General features: G+C 62.8%; 15 protein-coding genes. 3 read left to right on the forward strand and 12 right to left on the reverse strand.

All coding sequences use genetic code 11. The features are described from left to right. Positions 1–20 precede the first annotated feature (20 nt). From nuoI to A2J01_RS12115, 12 genes are all read right to left on the reverse strand, one after another. Entirely contained in the window at positions 21–578 is a 558-nt protein-coding gene (gene nuoI / locus A2J01_RS12060; RefSeq protein WP_007735146.1) for an NADH-quinone oxidoreductase subunit NuoI, read from the reverse strand. Then, positions 571–1911, reverse strand: coding sequence for an NADH-quinone oxidoreductase subunit NuoH (gene nuoH / locus A2J01_RS12065; RefSeq protein ID WP_064112787.1), 1341 nt, complete (start codon positions 1909–1911; stop codon positions 571–573). The genes nuoI and nuoH overlap by 8 nt, the downstream gene beginning before the upstream one ends. Continuing rightward, positions 1908–4337 carry an NADH-quinone oxidoreductase subunit G gene (locus A2J01_RS12070; protein ID WP_064112788.1) on the reverse strand — a complete coding sequence of 810 codons (2430 nt, stop codon included), beginning with the start codon at positions 4335–4337 and terminating at the stop codon, positions 1908–1910. Before A2J01_RS12070 ends, nuoH begins: the two co-directional genes overlap by 4 nt. Further along, positions 4334–5653, reverse strand: coding sequence for an NADH-quinone oxidoreductase subunit NuoF (nuoF, locus tag A2J01_RS12075; RefSeq protein ID WP_064112789.1), 1320 nt, complete (start codon positions 5651–5653; stop codon positions 4334–4336). Before nuoF ends, A2J01_RS12070 begins: the two co-directional genes overlap by 4 nt. A 1-nt stretch (position 5654) precedes the next feature. Further along, a complete protein-coding gene (gene nuoE / locus A2J01_RS12080) occupies positions 5655–6479 on the reverse strand; it encodes an NADH-quinone oxidoreductase subunit NuoE (RefSeq protein ID WP_064112790.1) in 825 nt (274 codons plus the stop codon). Further along, positions 6476–7807, reverse strand: a complete 1332-nt coding sequence (nuoD, locus tag A2J01_RS12085) for an NADH dehydrogenase (quinone) subunit D (protein WP_007735150.1) — start codon at positions 7805–7807, stop codon at positions 6476–6478. The genes nuoE and nuoD overlap by 4 nt, the downstream gene beginning before the upstream one ends. Next, positions 7807–8469 carry an NADH-quinone oxidoreductase subunit C gene (locus tag A2J01_RS12090; protein WP_003942167.1) on the reverse strand — a complete coding sequence of 221 codons (663 nt, stop codon included), beginning with the start codon at positions 8467–8469 and terminating at the stop codon, positions 7807–7809. The genes nuoD and A2J01_RS12090 overlap by 1 nt, the downstream gene beginning before the upstream one ends. Further along, positions 8466–9020: a NuoB/complex I 20 kDa subunit family protein gene (locus tag A2J01_RS12095; protein WP_003942234.1), complete on the reverse strand. Its 555-nt coding sequence runs from the start codon at positions 9018–9020 to the stop codon at positions 8466–8468. Before A2J01_RS12095 ends, A2J01_RS12090 begins: the two co-directional genes overlap by 4 nt. Before the next feature lie 80 nt (positions 9021–9100). Then, entirely contained in the window at positions 9101–9460 is a 360-nt protein-coding gene (locus tag A2J01_RS12100) for an NADH-quinone oxidoreductase subunit A (protein WP_003942165.1), read from the reverse strand. A gap of 211 nt (positions 9461–9671) precedes the next feature. After that, positions 9672–10064, reverse strand: coding sequence for an Rv3143 family two-component system response regulator (locus tag A2J01_RS12105; protein WP_042450864.1), 393 nt, complete (start codon positions 10062–10064; stop codon positions 9672–9674). A 180-nt stretch (positions 10065–10244) separates the two neighbouring features. After that, positions 10245–10679, reverse strand: coding sequence for an SRPBCC family protein (locus tag A2J01_RS12110; protein WP_003942203.1), 435 nt, complete (start codon positions 10677–10679; stop codon positions 10245–10247). Positions 10680–10766: 87 nt separating this feature from the next. Continuing rightward, positions 10767–11246: a toxin-antitoxin system HicB family antitoxin gene (locus A2J01_RS12115; protein ID WP_003942206.1), complete on the reverse strand. Its 480-nt coding sequence runs from the start codon at positions 11244–11246 to the stop codon at positions 10767–10769. A gap of 154 nt (positions 11247–11400) precedes the next feature. On the opposite strand from A2J01_RS12115, the gene thyX reads away from it, so the two are divergent. The 3 genes from thyX to A2J01_RS12130 form a co-directional block, all read left to right on the forward strand. Next, positions 11401–12153 carry an FAD-dependent thymidylate synthase gene (gene thyX / locus A2J01_RS12120; RefSeq protein ID WP_003942250.1) on the forward strand — a complete coding sequence of 251 codons (753 nt, stop codon included), beginning with the start codon at positions 11401–11403 and terminating at the stop codon, positions 12151–12153. A gap of 43 nt (positions 12154–12196) precedes the next feature. Then, on the forward strand, positions 12197–13102 hold the full coding sequence (gene dapA, locus A2J01_RS12125) for a 4-hydroxy-tetrahydrodipicolinate synthase (protein WP_003942142.1): 906 nt from the start codon (positions 12197–12199) through the stop codon (positions 13100–13102). Next, a partial coding sequence (locus A2J01_RS12130; protein ID WP_064112791.1) for a ribonuclease J occupies positions 13103–14681 on the forward strand: 1579 nt, incomplete at its 3' end.

A 14681-nucleotide genomic window follows, 5' to 3' on the forward strand; every position in this document is an offset into this window, starting at 1 on the left:
CGTGGTCGTGACCGACGCGATCATTTCTCGGTCTCCGGGTTCGGCTCTTGCTCGGGTGCTGGCTGTTCGGGAGCTGCTGTGATGTCGCCGCGGTAGTAGTCGTCCTGAGTTGTGCCGGGACGCAGCGCGTGTGGTGGCGCTGCCATGTCGGGTTTCAGGGGCGCGAGAAGGCGGTCCTTCTCGTAGATCAATCCGGCTCGGTTGTCGTCGGTCATCTCGTACTCGTTGGTCATGGTGAGAGCCCGAGTGGGGCAAGCCTCGACGCAGAGGCCACAGCCGATGCACCGCAGGTAGTTGATCTGATACACCCGCCCGTAACGCTCGCCGGGGGAGAACCGTTCTTCTTCGGTGTTGTCAGCACCCTCGACATAGATCGCGTCGGCGGGGCAGGCCCAGGCACACAGTTCGCAACCGATGCACTTCTCGAGTCCGTCCGCATACCGGTTGAGTTGATGGCGACCGTGGTATCCGGGCGCGGTGGGGCGCTTCTCCTCCGGATAGAACTCGGTCTCGGGCTTCTTGAACATTGTCGAGAGCGTCACTCCGAAACCCGCGATAGGTCCGAGGAAATCAGGCATGGGAGTCCTCCGATGTGTCGGAAACATCTGTCCGCCGCGGCGGTGGCACATTCTGACCCGGTAGTTTTCGGGTCGGCAGCGTTTGACCAGGTAGGGGTGGAACCGGGAAGCCGCCCGACATCGCATCGAAAGGCCGGGTCCCCGAATCGGGCACCAACGCGGCGGTTCGGCGTCGGCTGCGGTAAGTCCCGGCCAACACGATCAGGAGCGCAGCTCCGAGAACCAGTGCGACGCAGAGAAGTACGACCCAGGTGTTGTAGCCCTCGTTGCGGAACGCACGAACGGTCGCGATCACCATCACCCATACCAAAGCTGCGGGGATCAGAACCTTCCAGCCGAGATTCATGAACTGGTCGTAGCGCAATCGAGGAAGCGTGCTGCGCAACCAGATGAAGACGAAGAGGAAGCCCCACACCTTGGCAACAAACCACAGCACCGGCCACCAACCGGAATTGGCGCCGTCCCACAGGTTGAACGGGAACGGTGCGTGCCACCCGCCCAGGAACAGTGTCGTGGCCAGAGCGGACACCGTCACCATGTTCACGTACTCGGCCAGCATGAACATCGCGAACTTGAGTGAGGAGTACTCGGTGTGGAACCCACCCACCAGTTCACCCTCGGCCTCGGGAAGGTCGAAGGGAGCCCTGTTGGTTTCGCCGACCATGGCTGTCACGTAGATCAGGAAGGACGGCAGGAGGAGAAAGACGTACCAGGCACCTTGTTGGGCACTGACGATGCCGGACGTGGACATCGTGCCGGCGTAGAGGAAGACTGCGGCGAAGGACAGCCCCATTGCTACCTCGTAGGAGATGACCTGCGCGGTCGATCGAAGTGCGCCCAGTAGTGGATACGTCGATCCGGACGACCAGCCGGCAAGCACGATCCCGTACACACCGATTGAAGTCACGGCGAGGATGTAGAGAACTCCGACCGGCAGATCGGTCAGTTGCAGGGGTGAAAGGGTTCCGAAGATCGACACCTGCGGACCGAACGGGATGACGGCAAAGGCCATGAACGCGGGCACGACTGCGATGACGGGCGCGAGGAGATAAATCGGTTTGTCGGCGCCGGTCGGTGTGATGCCCTCCTTGAGGGCGAGCTTGATTCCGTCAGCGAGACTCTGGAGCATTCCACGGGGGCCGACGCGGTTCGGTCCGACACGCATCTGCATGCGTGCCATGACCTTTCGTTCCGCGTAAATTGCCACCAGCGGTGTGAGTACGAGGAACACGAAAATGGCGAGAGCCTTGCCGATCACCAACCACCACGGGTCGTGCCCGAACGCCGACAGGTCGACCGGAGCTGCCACGGTCCCGTACTCGTGGGTGGTCATTGCGCTCCAGCCTTCGCAATCTTCACCACGGAACCCGCGGTAACGCAGAGCGTTTCGTAGATCGTGCTACCCGGTGAATTGAGCGGGAGCCAGACTGTTCGAGGCGGGAGTTCGGTGATCTCCAACGGTAATGTGATGGAACCGGATTCAGTCGACACCGCAACGTGATCGCCGTTGTCGGCGCCGATCTCGGCAGCGGTCTCGGCAGACAAACGTACGAGTGGGAGCCGTGCCGTACCCGCCAGGTTGGGCTCGCCGTCTTGCAATCGGCCGTTGTCGAGCAGCATTCGCCAACTCGACAACACTGCCTCGCCCAGTGCCGGTGTGGGCATGGTGCCTGACGGGACCTGAGGCGAGGTGGGGCGCGATCCGGACCACGCGCCGAGGCGGTGTATCTCCGAGCGTGCGGAATCTGCGTCGGGTAGGCCCAGATCGATGCCCATCTCGGCTGCGATCGCGTGGAGAACGCGCTGATCCGGCATCACTCCTGTCGTTCTCAACGCAGTGTCGAACACGCGCTCGCGGCCTTCCCAATCGAGGAAGGTTCCGGGCTTCTCGGCGACCGGTGCCACCGGGAAGACGACGTCGGCGAGTTCGGTGACTCCGCTGTGACGGATCTCCAAACTCACCACGAACCCTGCTGCTTCGATCGCGGCCCTTGCCTTCGCCGGGTTCGGGAGATCACTCAATTCGACGCCGCCGACAAGAAGGGCAGCAGTCGTCTGCCCCGGATCCAGCAGACTCGCGGCGTCGAGCCCGTCGGATGCCGGGATGGAGGCCCCCCACACTGATTCCACCTCCTGACGTGCTGCCGGGTCCGCAACGGGGCGTCCGCCGGGAAGCAATCCCGGTAGTGCGCCGGCCTCGACGGCGCCGCGATCACCAGCGCGGCGTGGGACCCAAGCCAAACAAGCTCCTGTCGCTTCGGCGAGACGTACCGCCGCGGCGAAGCCGCCCGCCACCTCACTGAGTCGTTCGCCCAGCAGGATCACTGCGCCGGGCTGTCGGAGGAGCTGACCCTCCTCACTTCCAGGGCCTGCCAACGAATCCATCAGAGCTGCTTCACTTCCGGGTACGGTCCGAAGCAGACCGCCGCCCATCTTCTGCAGGCCTCGCGTAGCGAACGGCGCGCTGGCGAGCACTGTTGTCTTGCCGAAACGAGCGGCTTTGCGTAGCCGCAGGAAGATGATCGGTGACTCCTCCTCCGGCTCGAGAGCGACCAGCAACGCGGCCGGGGCTGATTCGAGATCTTGGTACGTCACTGACTCTTCAAGCGTGCGGCCCGCGACGTGAGCTGAGAGAAAGCTGGTCTCTTCGGCTGAGTGAGCGCGGATCCGGAAGTCGATGTTGTTGGTAGCGAGAGCAACTCGCGCGAACTTGCCGTAGGCGTACGCGTCCTCCCAGGTCGAGCGTCCACCGACGAGTACGCCCGCGTCGCCGTGGGCCTGCGCGAAGGATCGCGCAACGAGGTCGAGTGCCATGGGCCACGACGCCGGAATCAATTCGCCGTCAGCGTTGCGGATGAGAGGGGTGGTGATCCGATCACCTTGGGTCGTGTACGTGAAAGCGAAACGGCCCTTGTCGCAATTCCACTCCTCGTTGACTTCGGGGTCGTCCCCGGCGAGACGACGAAGAACCTTTCCGCGACGGTGGTCCGTGCGCTGAGCACATCCGTCCGCGCAGTGCTCGCACACGCTGGGGCTGGACACCAGATCGAACGGGCGCGCCCGGAATCGGTATGCCGTACTGGTAAGCGCGCCGACCGGGCACACCTGGATGGTGTTGCCCGAGAAATAGGACTCGAAAGGCTCGTTGGCGTAGATCCCGACCTGTTGAAGTGCACCGCGCTCGAGGAGATCGATGAACGGGTCGCCGGCAATCTGGCCCGAAAACCGTGTGCACCTGGCACAAAGGACACAACGCTCGCGGTCGAGGAGGATTTCGGACGAGAGTGGGATGGGCTTGGGGTAGGTCCTTTTCTCCTCACCGAACCGGGATTCGGTGCGACCGGTCGACATCGCCTGGTTTTGAAGCGGACACTCGCCGCCCTTGTCGCACACGGGGCAGTCCAGAGGGTGGTTGATGAGCAGGAGTTCCATCACCCCGCGCTGCGCCTTCTCCGCCACCGGTGACGTGAGCTGTGTGGTGACGACCATTCCGTCCGCAACCGGTGTCGTGCAGGACGCCACCGGCTTGCGTTGACCTTCGACCTCCACGATGCACTGTCGGCACGCCCCGACCGGATCCAGAAGGGGATGATCGCAGAACCGCGGAATCTGTGTGCCGATCATCTCTGCAGCGCGAATGATCAACGTGCCCTTGGGTACCTGGAGTTCCCGGCCGTCGATGGTGAGGGTGACCAGATCAGTGGGCGGTGCCGTGTCGGTCTTGGTGGCGTCGTTCTTGGTAGCGTCGGCTGCAGTCATGAGACGAACGCTCCTGTCGCGAGAACGGACCGGCGAGGATCGAAAGGGCATCCGTTGCTGTCGAAATGCGCTACGTATTCCTCGCGGAAGTACTTCAGGGAGGACATGGTCGGGCTGGTCGCTCCGTCGCCCAACGCGCAGAAGGATTTTCCGAGGATGGTGTCCGAGATGTCGAGAAGTTTGGTGAGATCAGCTTCAGTACCTGTTCCGCCTTCGAGTCGCCGCAGGATCTGCACCAGCCAGTACGTGCCTTCGCGGCACGGCGTGCATTTACCGCAAGATTCGTGGGCGTAGAACTCGGTCCACCGCAGCACCGCGCGCACGATGCAGGTTGTGTCGTCGAATATCTGCAGTGCCTTGGTGCCGAGCATCGATCCCGCCGCGCCGACACCCTCGTAGTCGAGTGGGACATCGAGATGTTCGTCGGTGAAGATCGGAGTCGAGGATCCGCCGGGAGTCCAGAACTTGAGGGTGTGCCCGGTGCGAACGCCGCCCGCGTAATCGAGAAGTTCTCGCAACGTGATGCCGAGCGGCGCCTCGTACTGGCCAGGAGTGGTGACATCACCAGAGAGCGAGTACAACGTGAACCCCGGCGACTTCTCGCTTCCCATCGACCGGAACCACTCCGGGCCGCCCAGGACGATCGACGGCACACTCGCGATGGACTCGACGTTGTTGACGACGGTCGGGCAGGCGTAGAGGCCGGCGACGGCGGGGAATGGCGGCCGCAGTCGAGGCTGACCGCGTCGTCCCTCCAACGAATCGAGGAGGGCTGTCTCCTCACCACAGATGTACGCGCCTGCTCCGGCGTGCACGACGAGATCCAAGTCGTATCCCGAATCGAGGATGTTTCGGCCCAGGTATCCGGCCGCGTAGGCCTCGGCCACAGCGGTCTGCAGACGTCGCAGGACCGGGACCACCTCGCCCCGGACGTAGATGAACGCCTTGGCCGCTCGAATTGCATACGCCGCGATGATGACTCCCTCGACCAACGTGTGTGGGGTCGCCATCATCAACGGCATGTCCTTGCATGTGCCCGGTTCGGACTCGTCGGCATTGACGACGAGATAGTGAGGCTTGCCGTCTCCTGGCTTGTCTTCGGTGCTCTGTGGGATGAAACTCCACTTGAGGCCCGTCGGGAAACCGGCGCCACCGCGCCCACGAAGGCCCGCGTCCTTGACCGTTTCGATCACGGCGTCTGGGGACATGGCTAGCGCTTTGCGTAGGGCTTGGTAGCCGTCGTGACGAAGGTAGCTGTCGAGAGTCCACGAGTTCGGTTGATCCCAGTAGCGACTCAGGACGGGGGCGAGTGTCATGTCACTTCCCTTCGCCGGGAGCGTCGGCTGCTGAGGCCGAGCCGGGTGGGTTGTCGTCGTGAGATCGGCTGATACGCAGTCCGGCAAGAGTTGCCCCGCCGATTGTTTGTGCTTCGGCTGCTTCGATTCGCGTATCCGGGAACCCGGCCAAGGTGCGTGCGGTCTGTCGGAACGAACACAGTGTGGCACCGCGACTGGGTGTCACGCGCTCTCCGGCGCGGAGCGCATCGACGAGTGAGCGCGCCGATTCCGGAGTCTGGTTGTCGAAGAACTCCCAGTTGATCATCATGACGGGGGCGTAGTCGCACGCCGCATTGCACTCGATGTGTTCGAGGGTGATCTTGCCGTCGGACGTCGAGATGGAGTGTCCGCCTTCGTCTCTGGAGCCTGCTGACCCGAGATGCTCTTCGAGTGCTGCGAGGATGTCGTCTCCGCCCATGATCGCGCACAGCGTGTTGGTGCAGACTCCGACCAGATACTCACCCGTCGGACCACGGCGATACATCGAGTAGAAGGTGGAAACGGCGGCAACCTCGGCGCCGGTCAAACCCAGCTTGGCACTGCAGAAATCGATCCCGGCCGGGGTGATGTACCCGTCCTCGGACTGCACGAGATGAAGGAGCGGCAGGAGGGCTGATCGACTGGTGGGCGCCGCGGCGTCAGGCTCACGGTAACGAGCGATGACGGTTTCGGCATCGGCGTCGAGTCGGGCGAGTACGTCAGGCGGATAACTCGATCGTGCGCCAGGGCGTACCAGTTGCGTGGGCTCGTCCGGGCGCGGCCCGAGTTCGATGAACACCCGTGACGAGCCGTTCGGGCCGGTCATCGGTCCACTCCGCCCATGACGGGATCGATACTGGCAACCGAGGCGATCACGTCGGACACCATGCCTCCCTCGCACATCGCCGCTACCGCTTGAAGGTTGGTGAATGACGGATCCCGGAAATGGACGCGGTACGGCCGGGTTCCCCCGTCGCTGACCATGTGCACACCCAACTCGCCCCGCGGGGACTCGACGGCGACGTACACCTGGCCGGGCGGCACGCGGATTCCTTCGGTGACCAGTTTGAAATGGTGAATCAGACCCTCCATGGACGACTCCATGATCTTGGCGATGTGCTTCTGCGAATTGCCGAGGCCATCCGGTCCGACAGCGAGATCGGCAGGCCAGGCGATCTTCTTGTCGTCCACCATGACCGGCCCCGGTTGCAGTTTGTCGAGGCACTGCTCGACGATCTTGAGGGACTCCTTCATCTCCTCGACACGGATGACGTACCTTCCGTAGCAATCGGATCCGTCGTGCGTCACGACGTCGAACTCGTAGTTCTCGTAGCCGCAGTAGGGCTGCGCTCGACGCTGATCGTGGGGGAGACCCGTGGCGCGTAGGACCGGCCCCGTCACGCCGAGCGCCATGCAGCCGGTGAGATCGAGATATCCGATTCCCTGGGTGCGGGCTTTCCAGATGGAGTTGTCGCTGAGCATCAGTTCGACGTCACGCAACCGTTTCGGTAGGACCTTCAACAGTTCTCGCACCTTCGCGACCGACCCGTCGGGTAGATCCTGAGCGAGACCACCAGGCCTGATGTAGGCGTGATTCATCCGCAGTCCGGTGATCGTCTCGAACACGTCCAGAATCAATTCGCGTTCGCGGAATCCGAACAGCATCGCCGTCACGGCGCCCAGTTCCATTCCACCGGTTGCCAGGGCGACAAGGTGCGACGAGATTCGATTGAGCTCCATCATCATCACGCGAATGACGGTGGCTCGCTCGGGAATGTCGTCGGTGATACCGAGAAGTTTTTCGACTCCGAGGCAGTACGCGGTTTCGTTGAAGAACGGTGACAGGTAGTCCATTCGAGTAACGAAAGTGACGCCCTGCGTCCAGTTCCGGTATTCGAGATTCTTTTCGATTCCGGTGTGCAGGTAGCCGATTCCACACCGAGCTTCCACGACTGTCTCACCCTCGATTTCGAGAATGAGGCGCAAGACGCCGTGAGTGGACGGATGCTGCGGGCCCATGTTGACCACGATCCGTTCGGCCTCGCCGGTTCGCTGGCGAGCGGCCGCGGTGACGATGTCGTCCCAGTCCTGACCCGATGCTGTGACGACGGTTTCCGTCGTGGCACCGGAGTTGCTTCCTGTCGTCTCGTTCATCAGTTGTACGACCTACGCTCGTCGGGTGGAGGAGTCTGGGCGCCCTTGTACTCGACCGGGATACCGCCGAGCGGATAGTCCTTGCGCTGTGGGTGGCCCTTCCAGTCGTCGGGCATCTCGATACGGGTCAGGGCCGGGTGACCGTCGAAGACGATCCCGAAGAAGTCGTAGGTCTCACGCTCGTGCCAATCGTTGGTGGGGTATATCCCGACGATGGACGGAATATGTGGATCGGAGTCCGGCACGGACACTTCCAGTCTGATCCGGCGGTTGTGCGTGATCGAAGCAAATGGATACACGGCGTGGAGCTCGCGACCGGTGTCCTGCGGATAGTGGACTCCATCGACACCCAGGCAAAGTTCGAAGCGCAGTTCCGATTCGTCGCGCAGTCTGCGCGCGACCTGCGGGAGGTGAGACCGTTCGACATGCAGCGTCATCTCGTCTCGAAAGATCACTACCCGCTCGATTGCATCGGTGAAAGTGCTGCCCGCGCTGCGCAATGCGGCATCCAAGGAGTCCGCAACTTCGTCGAAGTATCCACCGAACGGTCGAGAGGCCTTGTCCTCTACTGAGATCGGCGGGGCGAGCCGGCTGTAGCCCGAGGTGTCACCACTGCCGCGGACCCCGAACATCCCCCTCGATCCGTTGTTGCCCGCGGTCATCGCAGAAGCCCCTTCATGTCGATGGTGGGGGTGGATGCCAGTGCGGCGCGCTCGGCTGCCGCGCGTGCCTCTTCGCGGTTCACGCCGAGGGGCATCTCCTGGATCTTTCGGTGCAGTTCGATGATCGCGTTCAGGAGCATCTCCGGCCGCGGCGGACAGCCGGGCAAGTAGATGTCGACCGGCACGATGTGGTCGACGCCCTGTACCACTGCGTAGTTGTTGAACATACCGCCGGACGACGCACACACACCCATGGCCAGAACCCATTTCGGCTCGGCCATCTGGTCGTAGACCTGACGAAGTACCGGCCCCATCTTTTGACTGACCCGCCCGGCCACGATCAGAAGGTCTGCCTGTCGCGGCGACGCGCGGAATGCCTCCATGCCGAACCGCGCCAGGTCGAAGCGACCTGACGTGGTTGCCATCATCTCGATCGCGCAGCACGCGAGCCCGAAGGTGGCAGGCCACAGTGATCCTTTGCGGGCATACCCTGCCAGGCCCTCGACTGTGGTCAGTAGAAATCCGCTGGGGAGCTTTTCTTCGAGACCCATATCCGACTCTTTTCAGTCGTAACAGCTGCGGTGTGACCGGTTTTGTCTGACGTATGTGTGCTGTACCTGTGTCCGCTGGCCTAGTCCCAACCGAGACCGCCTCGTCGCCATTCGTATGCGTATGCCACCGAGACGTTGACTATGAAAAGGCCCATCGCCGCGAGGCCGAACAAGCCGAGCGAATCGAAATGCACCGCCCACGGGTAGAGGAAAACGATCTCGATGTCGAAGATGATGAACAGCATTGCCGTCAGATAGAACTTGACGGGAAACCGCCCGCCACCGGCGGTACGGGGTGCCGGTTCGATTCCGCATTCGTAGGCTTCGAGTTTCGCCCTGTTGTACCGCTTCGGGCCGACCACGGACGCGAGAACAACCGACACCACAGCGAAGGCCATCGCGATGACCCCGAGGACGAGAATGGGGATGTAAGCGTTCATGTCACCCGAACTCCTCTCCGCTGTGCGGATGTCCGCCCAGCCCGAAGGTGCCGTTCGATTTCGATACTGCCAGCAATTCGATACTTATGTGACCTGCGACACCCACACTAGGGGAGGCCTCCGACATTGGGTTCGTTTTCGGGGTGCGGAGTTTCGCTCTCGAAAGTCCGAAGTAGTCGGCGCCGCAACGAATCACCGCTGCAACGGGTGCTCACCGGCTCAGTTGTCGACGCAGAAGCGCGATGACGGTGGAAGCAAGTTCGATCGGATCTATCGGCTGCGGCACTGAGGCTTCCGCTCTCGACCACGACGCCAGCCACGCATCGTCGGGTCGACCGGTCAGTACGAGGATCGGTGGACAGTCGGCGATCTCGTCCTTGAGTTGTTTCGCGACGCCCATGCCGCCCGCCGGACTCGCCTCGCCGTCGAGGATGGCGAGGTCGATTCCGCCGGCATCGAGCTTGGCTACGACGATCGGTGCCGTCGCGACCTCGATGTAGTCGATGGTGGGCATCGACGGATGTGGGCGCTCTCCGAGAGCGAGCCGAACTTGCTCGCGCGTGTGTGCGTCGTCGCTGTAGACGAGGATGCGCACGGGTGCCATGGAGTTGGGCTCTGCGGTCTCGGCGGACACGCGGCCGACGTTACTCCTGGCGGTCCCTGGCTACCGGCGAATCTTCAACATCGGCAGGGACTTCCGCGAAAACACAGCTCGGCTTCACAGCAAACGGCCCTTACCCGGCGATGAACGCCGAATTAAGGGCCGCCTGAATTGCGTGTGCGCTCAGAAGTTTTCGACGAACTTCGTCAGGCCCTTGCTCGCTGTTTCCAGGGCCGTTTTCTGTGCCTTCTTCACCAGGAAGCCCGGCAGCGGGATCTTGGGATCGATGGTCAGTTCGAAGGTGACTTTGGTTCCACCGTCGGTGGGAGTCAAGACGTACGAGCCGTCCTGCTGGTTCTGCTGACCGCTCTCCACGAGGGTCCAGGTCACCTTCTCGTCGCCCTCGAAGGTGTAGTCGACTACCTGCTCGTCGTTGATTCCCAGAATGGACACGGCCATGCGAACGCGATGGGGGCGACCGTCGTCGTGGGTGCTCTCGATGGTGATCTTCTTGTGTGCAGACGACCATTCCGGCAGCCGATCGACGGCTGCTACGGCCTTCATCACCGTTTCCGGATCAGCCTTGATCTCGAATTCCTTGACGCCCGAAACGGCCATGAACGTGCTCCTTCTCGCCTTGCGGCAACGGTTCGTGATTACTGCAGTTGCGCAATTAGATCATTCGGTGATCGGGTTGGCGTCGAGCTAGTCCATGCCGTTCTTGCGCATCTGGTCCCGCAATGCGCCCTGGACGGCTTGTGAAACCCACGAGTTGAGGGAGACTCCGTTCTGATTGGCGGCCTCCTCGGCGCGGGCTTTGATCTGCTCCATCATCCTCAACGTCACCCGGCTGATATCTCCGCTGACGTCGTCGAACGAGTAGGTTGAGTCCTTCTTCTCGTCGTCTGCCTTCTCGTTTGCACCTTCGCCGCCGGTCGAGTTCGGCGGGCGAACGACGTCGACCAGTAATTCGCTTCCGTCGAGATTGACCTTGACCTCTCGGTCGCCCAGCTTCGCCCCGATCTCCTTGGCCAGTTCCGTCGCCGCGGCCAACAAGACCAGGCGGACCGAGGGTTCGATGGCGGCGGACAACGACGCCGCAATCCGGCGCGTGTGATCGTCGCCGAGTTCGGCTGCAGTGGCGAGGTCGTTCTGCAGCTTTGCGGTGTACTCCGAAATGTCCATGACACCACAGTGACGTCAAAAGTGACGTCAGTCAAGGATGTGATGACGTCACTCGGTATCGAGGGCGGTCGACCGCTATAGAGTTGCCCAGCACCTGAGGCGAACGGCGCCCGGGTTTCATGCTGGTCGTTTCGTGCTTGTCGAGGAGTGGGTTGTGCCGAACACGGTGTCACTGAAAGTGCAGTTGGTGGCGAAGTCCGAGTTCTTCCCGCCCGAGGACATTCCGTGGGAGACGGACGCGGATGGTGGCGAAGCGCTGGTCGAGTTCTCCGGTCGAGCCTGCTACCAGAGTTGGTCCAAGCCGAATCCGCGAACCGCAACCAACGCCGGATACCTGAGGCATCTGCTCGAGGTCGGACACGTTTCGGTGCTCGAGCATGCGACAGTGAGCTTCTACATCACCGGTATCTCGCGCTCGTGCACTCACGAATTGATTCGTCACCGGCACTTCTCGTACTCGCAACTCTCGCAGCGATTCGTCCGTGAGAACGATGCAAACGTCGTCGTGCCTCCTGCTGTCGAAGGTGATCCCGAGCTCGAAGCACTGTTTCTGAATGCCACCGACGAAAGCCGTCGCGCTTACGGGGAACTGCTGACTGCCCTCGAAGGGAAACTGCAATCGGTGCCCGGTGCCCCGATGCGGGGCAAGCAAGCCAGGCAGGCTGCGCGCTCGGTGCTGCCCAACGCCACCGAGACGCGCTTGGTCGTGACCGGAAACTATCGGGCCTGGCGGCACTTCGTCGAGATGCGTGCCACCGAACATGCGGATGTCGAGATCCGGCGAGTCGCGGTCGAGTGCCTGCGTCAGCTTCGTGATGTCGCGCCAAATGTGTTCGGGGACTACGAGATTCTTCGCGGAAGCGACGGATCGGAAATTGCCGTCAGCGCATTTGCGGCCGAGTCGTGACTCGTGTGCAGAAGTAAGAGCTGAACCGGGTAACCTTCTGACCATGACCTACGGTGATTCCGCTTCTCTTGTCGAGCGTCCGTTCGGCACCATTTCCGTTGCGATGGTGACCCCGTTCACTGCCGACGGGAAGTTGGACGTCGACGCGGGAGTGCGCCTCGCAGCCCATCTCGTCGACAACGGCTGTGACGGCCTCGTTCTTGCCGGTACCACCGGTGAATCTCCCACCACCACCGAGTCCGAGAAGCTCGACCTGCTCCGCGCAGTGATCGACGCCGTCGGTAACCGCGCGAAGATCGTTGCAGGCGCCGGCAGCAACGACACCGCTCACAGCGTCGAACTCGCACGTGACGCGGCTCGCGCCGGAGCACACGGTCTGCTCGTCGTCACCCCGTATTACTCACGTCCGCCCCAGGCCGGACTGTTTGCACACTTCACCGCCGTCGCCAACGCGACCGACCTGCCCGTCATGTTGTACGACATTCCGCCCCGCTCCGTCGTTCCCATCGAGACCGAGACGATCCGCCGACTCGCCGAGCACCCGCGAATCAAGGCCGTCAAGGACGCCAAGGGCGACCTCAACGCCGGCGCAGAGTTGATCGGCACCACCGAGCTTCAGTTCTTCTCCGGCGACGACCCGCTGAATCTGCCGTGGCTCGCTGTGGGCGCCACCGGCTTCGTCAGCGTCATCGGCCATCTTGTTCCGGGTCGTCTCCGCGACCTTCACACCGCGTTCGTGTCCGGCGACATCGCCCGCGCACGCGAGATAAACCTCAGTTTGATCCCTGTGATTCGTTCCGTTGCCCGCCTCGGCGGTGTCAGCGCTTCGAAGGCGGGTCTGCGACTCATCGGAATCGATGTCGGAGAACCACGCCTTCCGCAGGTTGCACCCACTAAAGAGCAGATCGACGGTCTTGCCGCCGATCTGCATGCGGCAGGAGTTTTGTAAATGACCCGTCCCCCCCGACGTCGTAGTGCCAGTCGTCAAGCCGGTCCGCCTTCGCCGCCGCCTCCCGAAACGGCCGCAAAGGCCGCACCGGTAGAGGCACCAGCTGCGCCGGCGGCAGAAGCGGCCCCCGCCGCAGCCGCCCCGCCCAAGAAGGCCGCAGCAACCAAATCTGCAGCAACCAAGTCCGCTGCCACCAAATCTGCTGCACCCAAGAAGTCGACCGAAGAGAGGTCGCCGCGCAAATCTTCCGGCGGTAACCGACCGGCAGCATCGAAGTCGGGCAACGGGCGCGGAAACAAGCGCCCCGAGAACCGTCCGGCCGTCGATCCCACGGGTCGCCTCGGAACACCCCCGAAGGCGCCGGCATCGGGTCTGCGGATCGTCGCGCTGGGCGGCATCGGCGAAATCGGTCGCAACATGACGGTGTTCGAGCACCGTGGCAAGTTGCTGATCGTCGACTGCGGTGTGCTGTTCCCCGAGGACCAGCAGCCTGGCGTCGACCTGATCCTCCCGGACTTCCGCTACATCGAAGACCGTATGGACGACGTCGAAGCCGTCATCCTGACTCACGGACACGAGGACCACATCGGTGCTCTGCCGTTCTTGCTGCGTCTGCGCGCGGACATTCCGGTCATCGGCGCGAAGTTCACGCTCGCTCTAGTTGCCGCCAAGTGCCGCGAGCATCGCCTGCGGCCGAACCTGGTCGAGGTCGTCGAGGGAAACACCACCACCCATGGCCCGTTCGACTGCGAGTACTTCGCTGTCAACCACTCGATTCCCGACGCTCTCGCGATCGCGATTCGCACCGACGCCGGCGTCGTACTGCACACCGGTGACATCAAGCTCGATCAGCTGCCTCTCGACGGCCGCCTGACCGACCTCGCCGGATTCTCCCGCCTGGGCGACGAGGGCGTCGACCTGTTCCTCGTCGACTCGACGAACGCCGAAGTTCCGGGATTCGTCACGCCCGAGCGCGAAATCGGGGGAGTGCTCGACAACGTCATCGGCAAGGCGAAGCAGCGTGTCATCGTGGCATCGTTCGCCAGCCATGTGCATCGCATCCAGCAGGTCGTCGACGTAGCCGCTCGGTACAACCGCCGCATCGTCTTCGTCGGCCGCTCGATGGTCCGCAACATGCAGATCGCCCAGGATCTGGGCTACCTGACGGTGCCCGACGGCCTCGTCGTAGACATCGACACCGCCGCCACCCTTCCCGACGATCGCCTGGTGCTCATTTCGACGGGTTCGCAGGGTGAGCCGTTGGCAGCGCTCTCGCGGATGGCGCGCGGCGAACACCGTCAGATCAACATCCGCGCCAACGACCTTGTCGTTCTCGCGTCTTCGCTGATCCCGGGCAACGAGAACTCCGTTTTTGCCGTGGTCAACGGTTTGGCCAAGCGCGGTGCCACCGTCGTGACCCAGCAGAGCGCCAAGGTTCACGTCTCGGGCCACGCGTCCGCCGGTGAGTTGCTCTACCTGTACAACGCGGTTCGGCCCACCAATGCCATGCCCGTCCACGGTGAATGGCGGCACCTGCGTGCCAACGCCGCGCTGGCAAAGGCAACCGGCGTGCCGGAAG

The sequence above is a fragment of the Rhodococcus sp. EPR-134 genome, assembly GCF_001647205.1.
Classification (GTDB): domain Bacteria; phylum Actinomycetota; class Actinomycetes; order Mycobacteriales; family Mycobacteriaceae; genus Rhodococcus_F; species Rhodococcus_F qingshengii.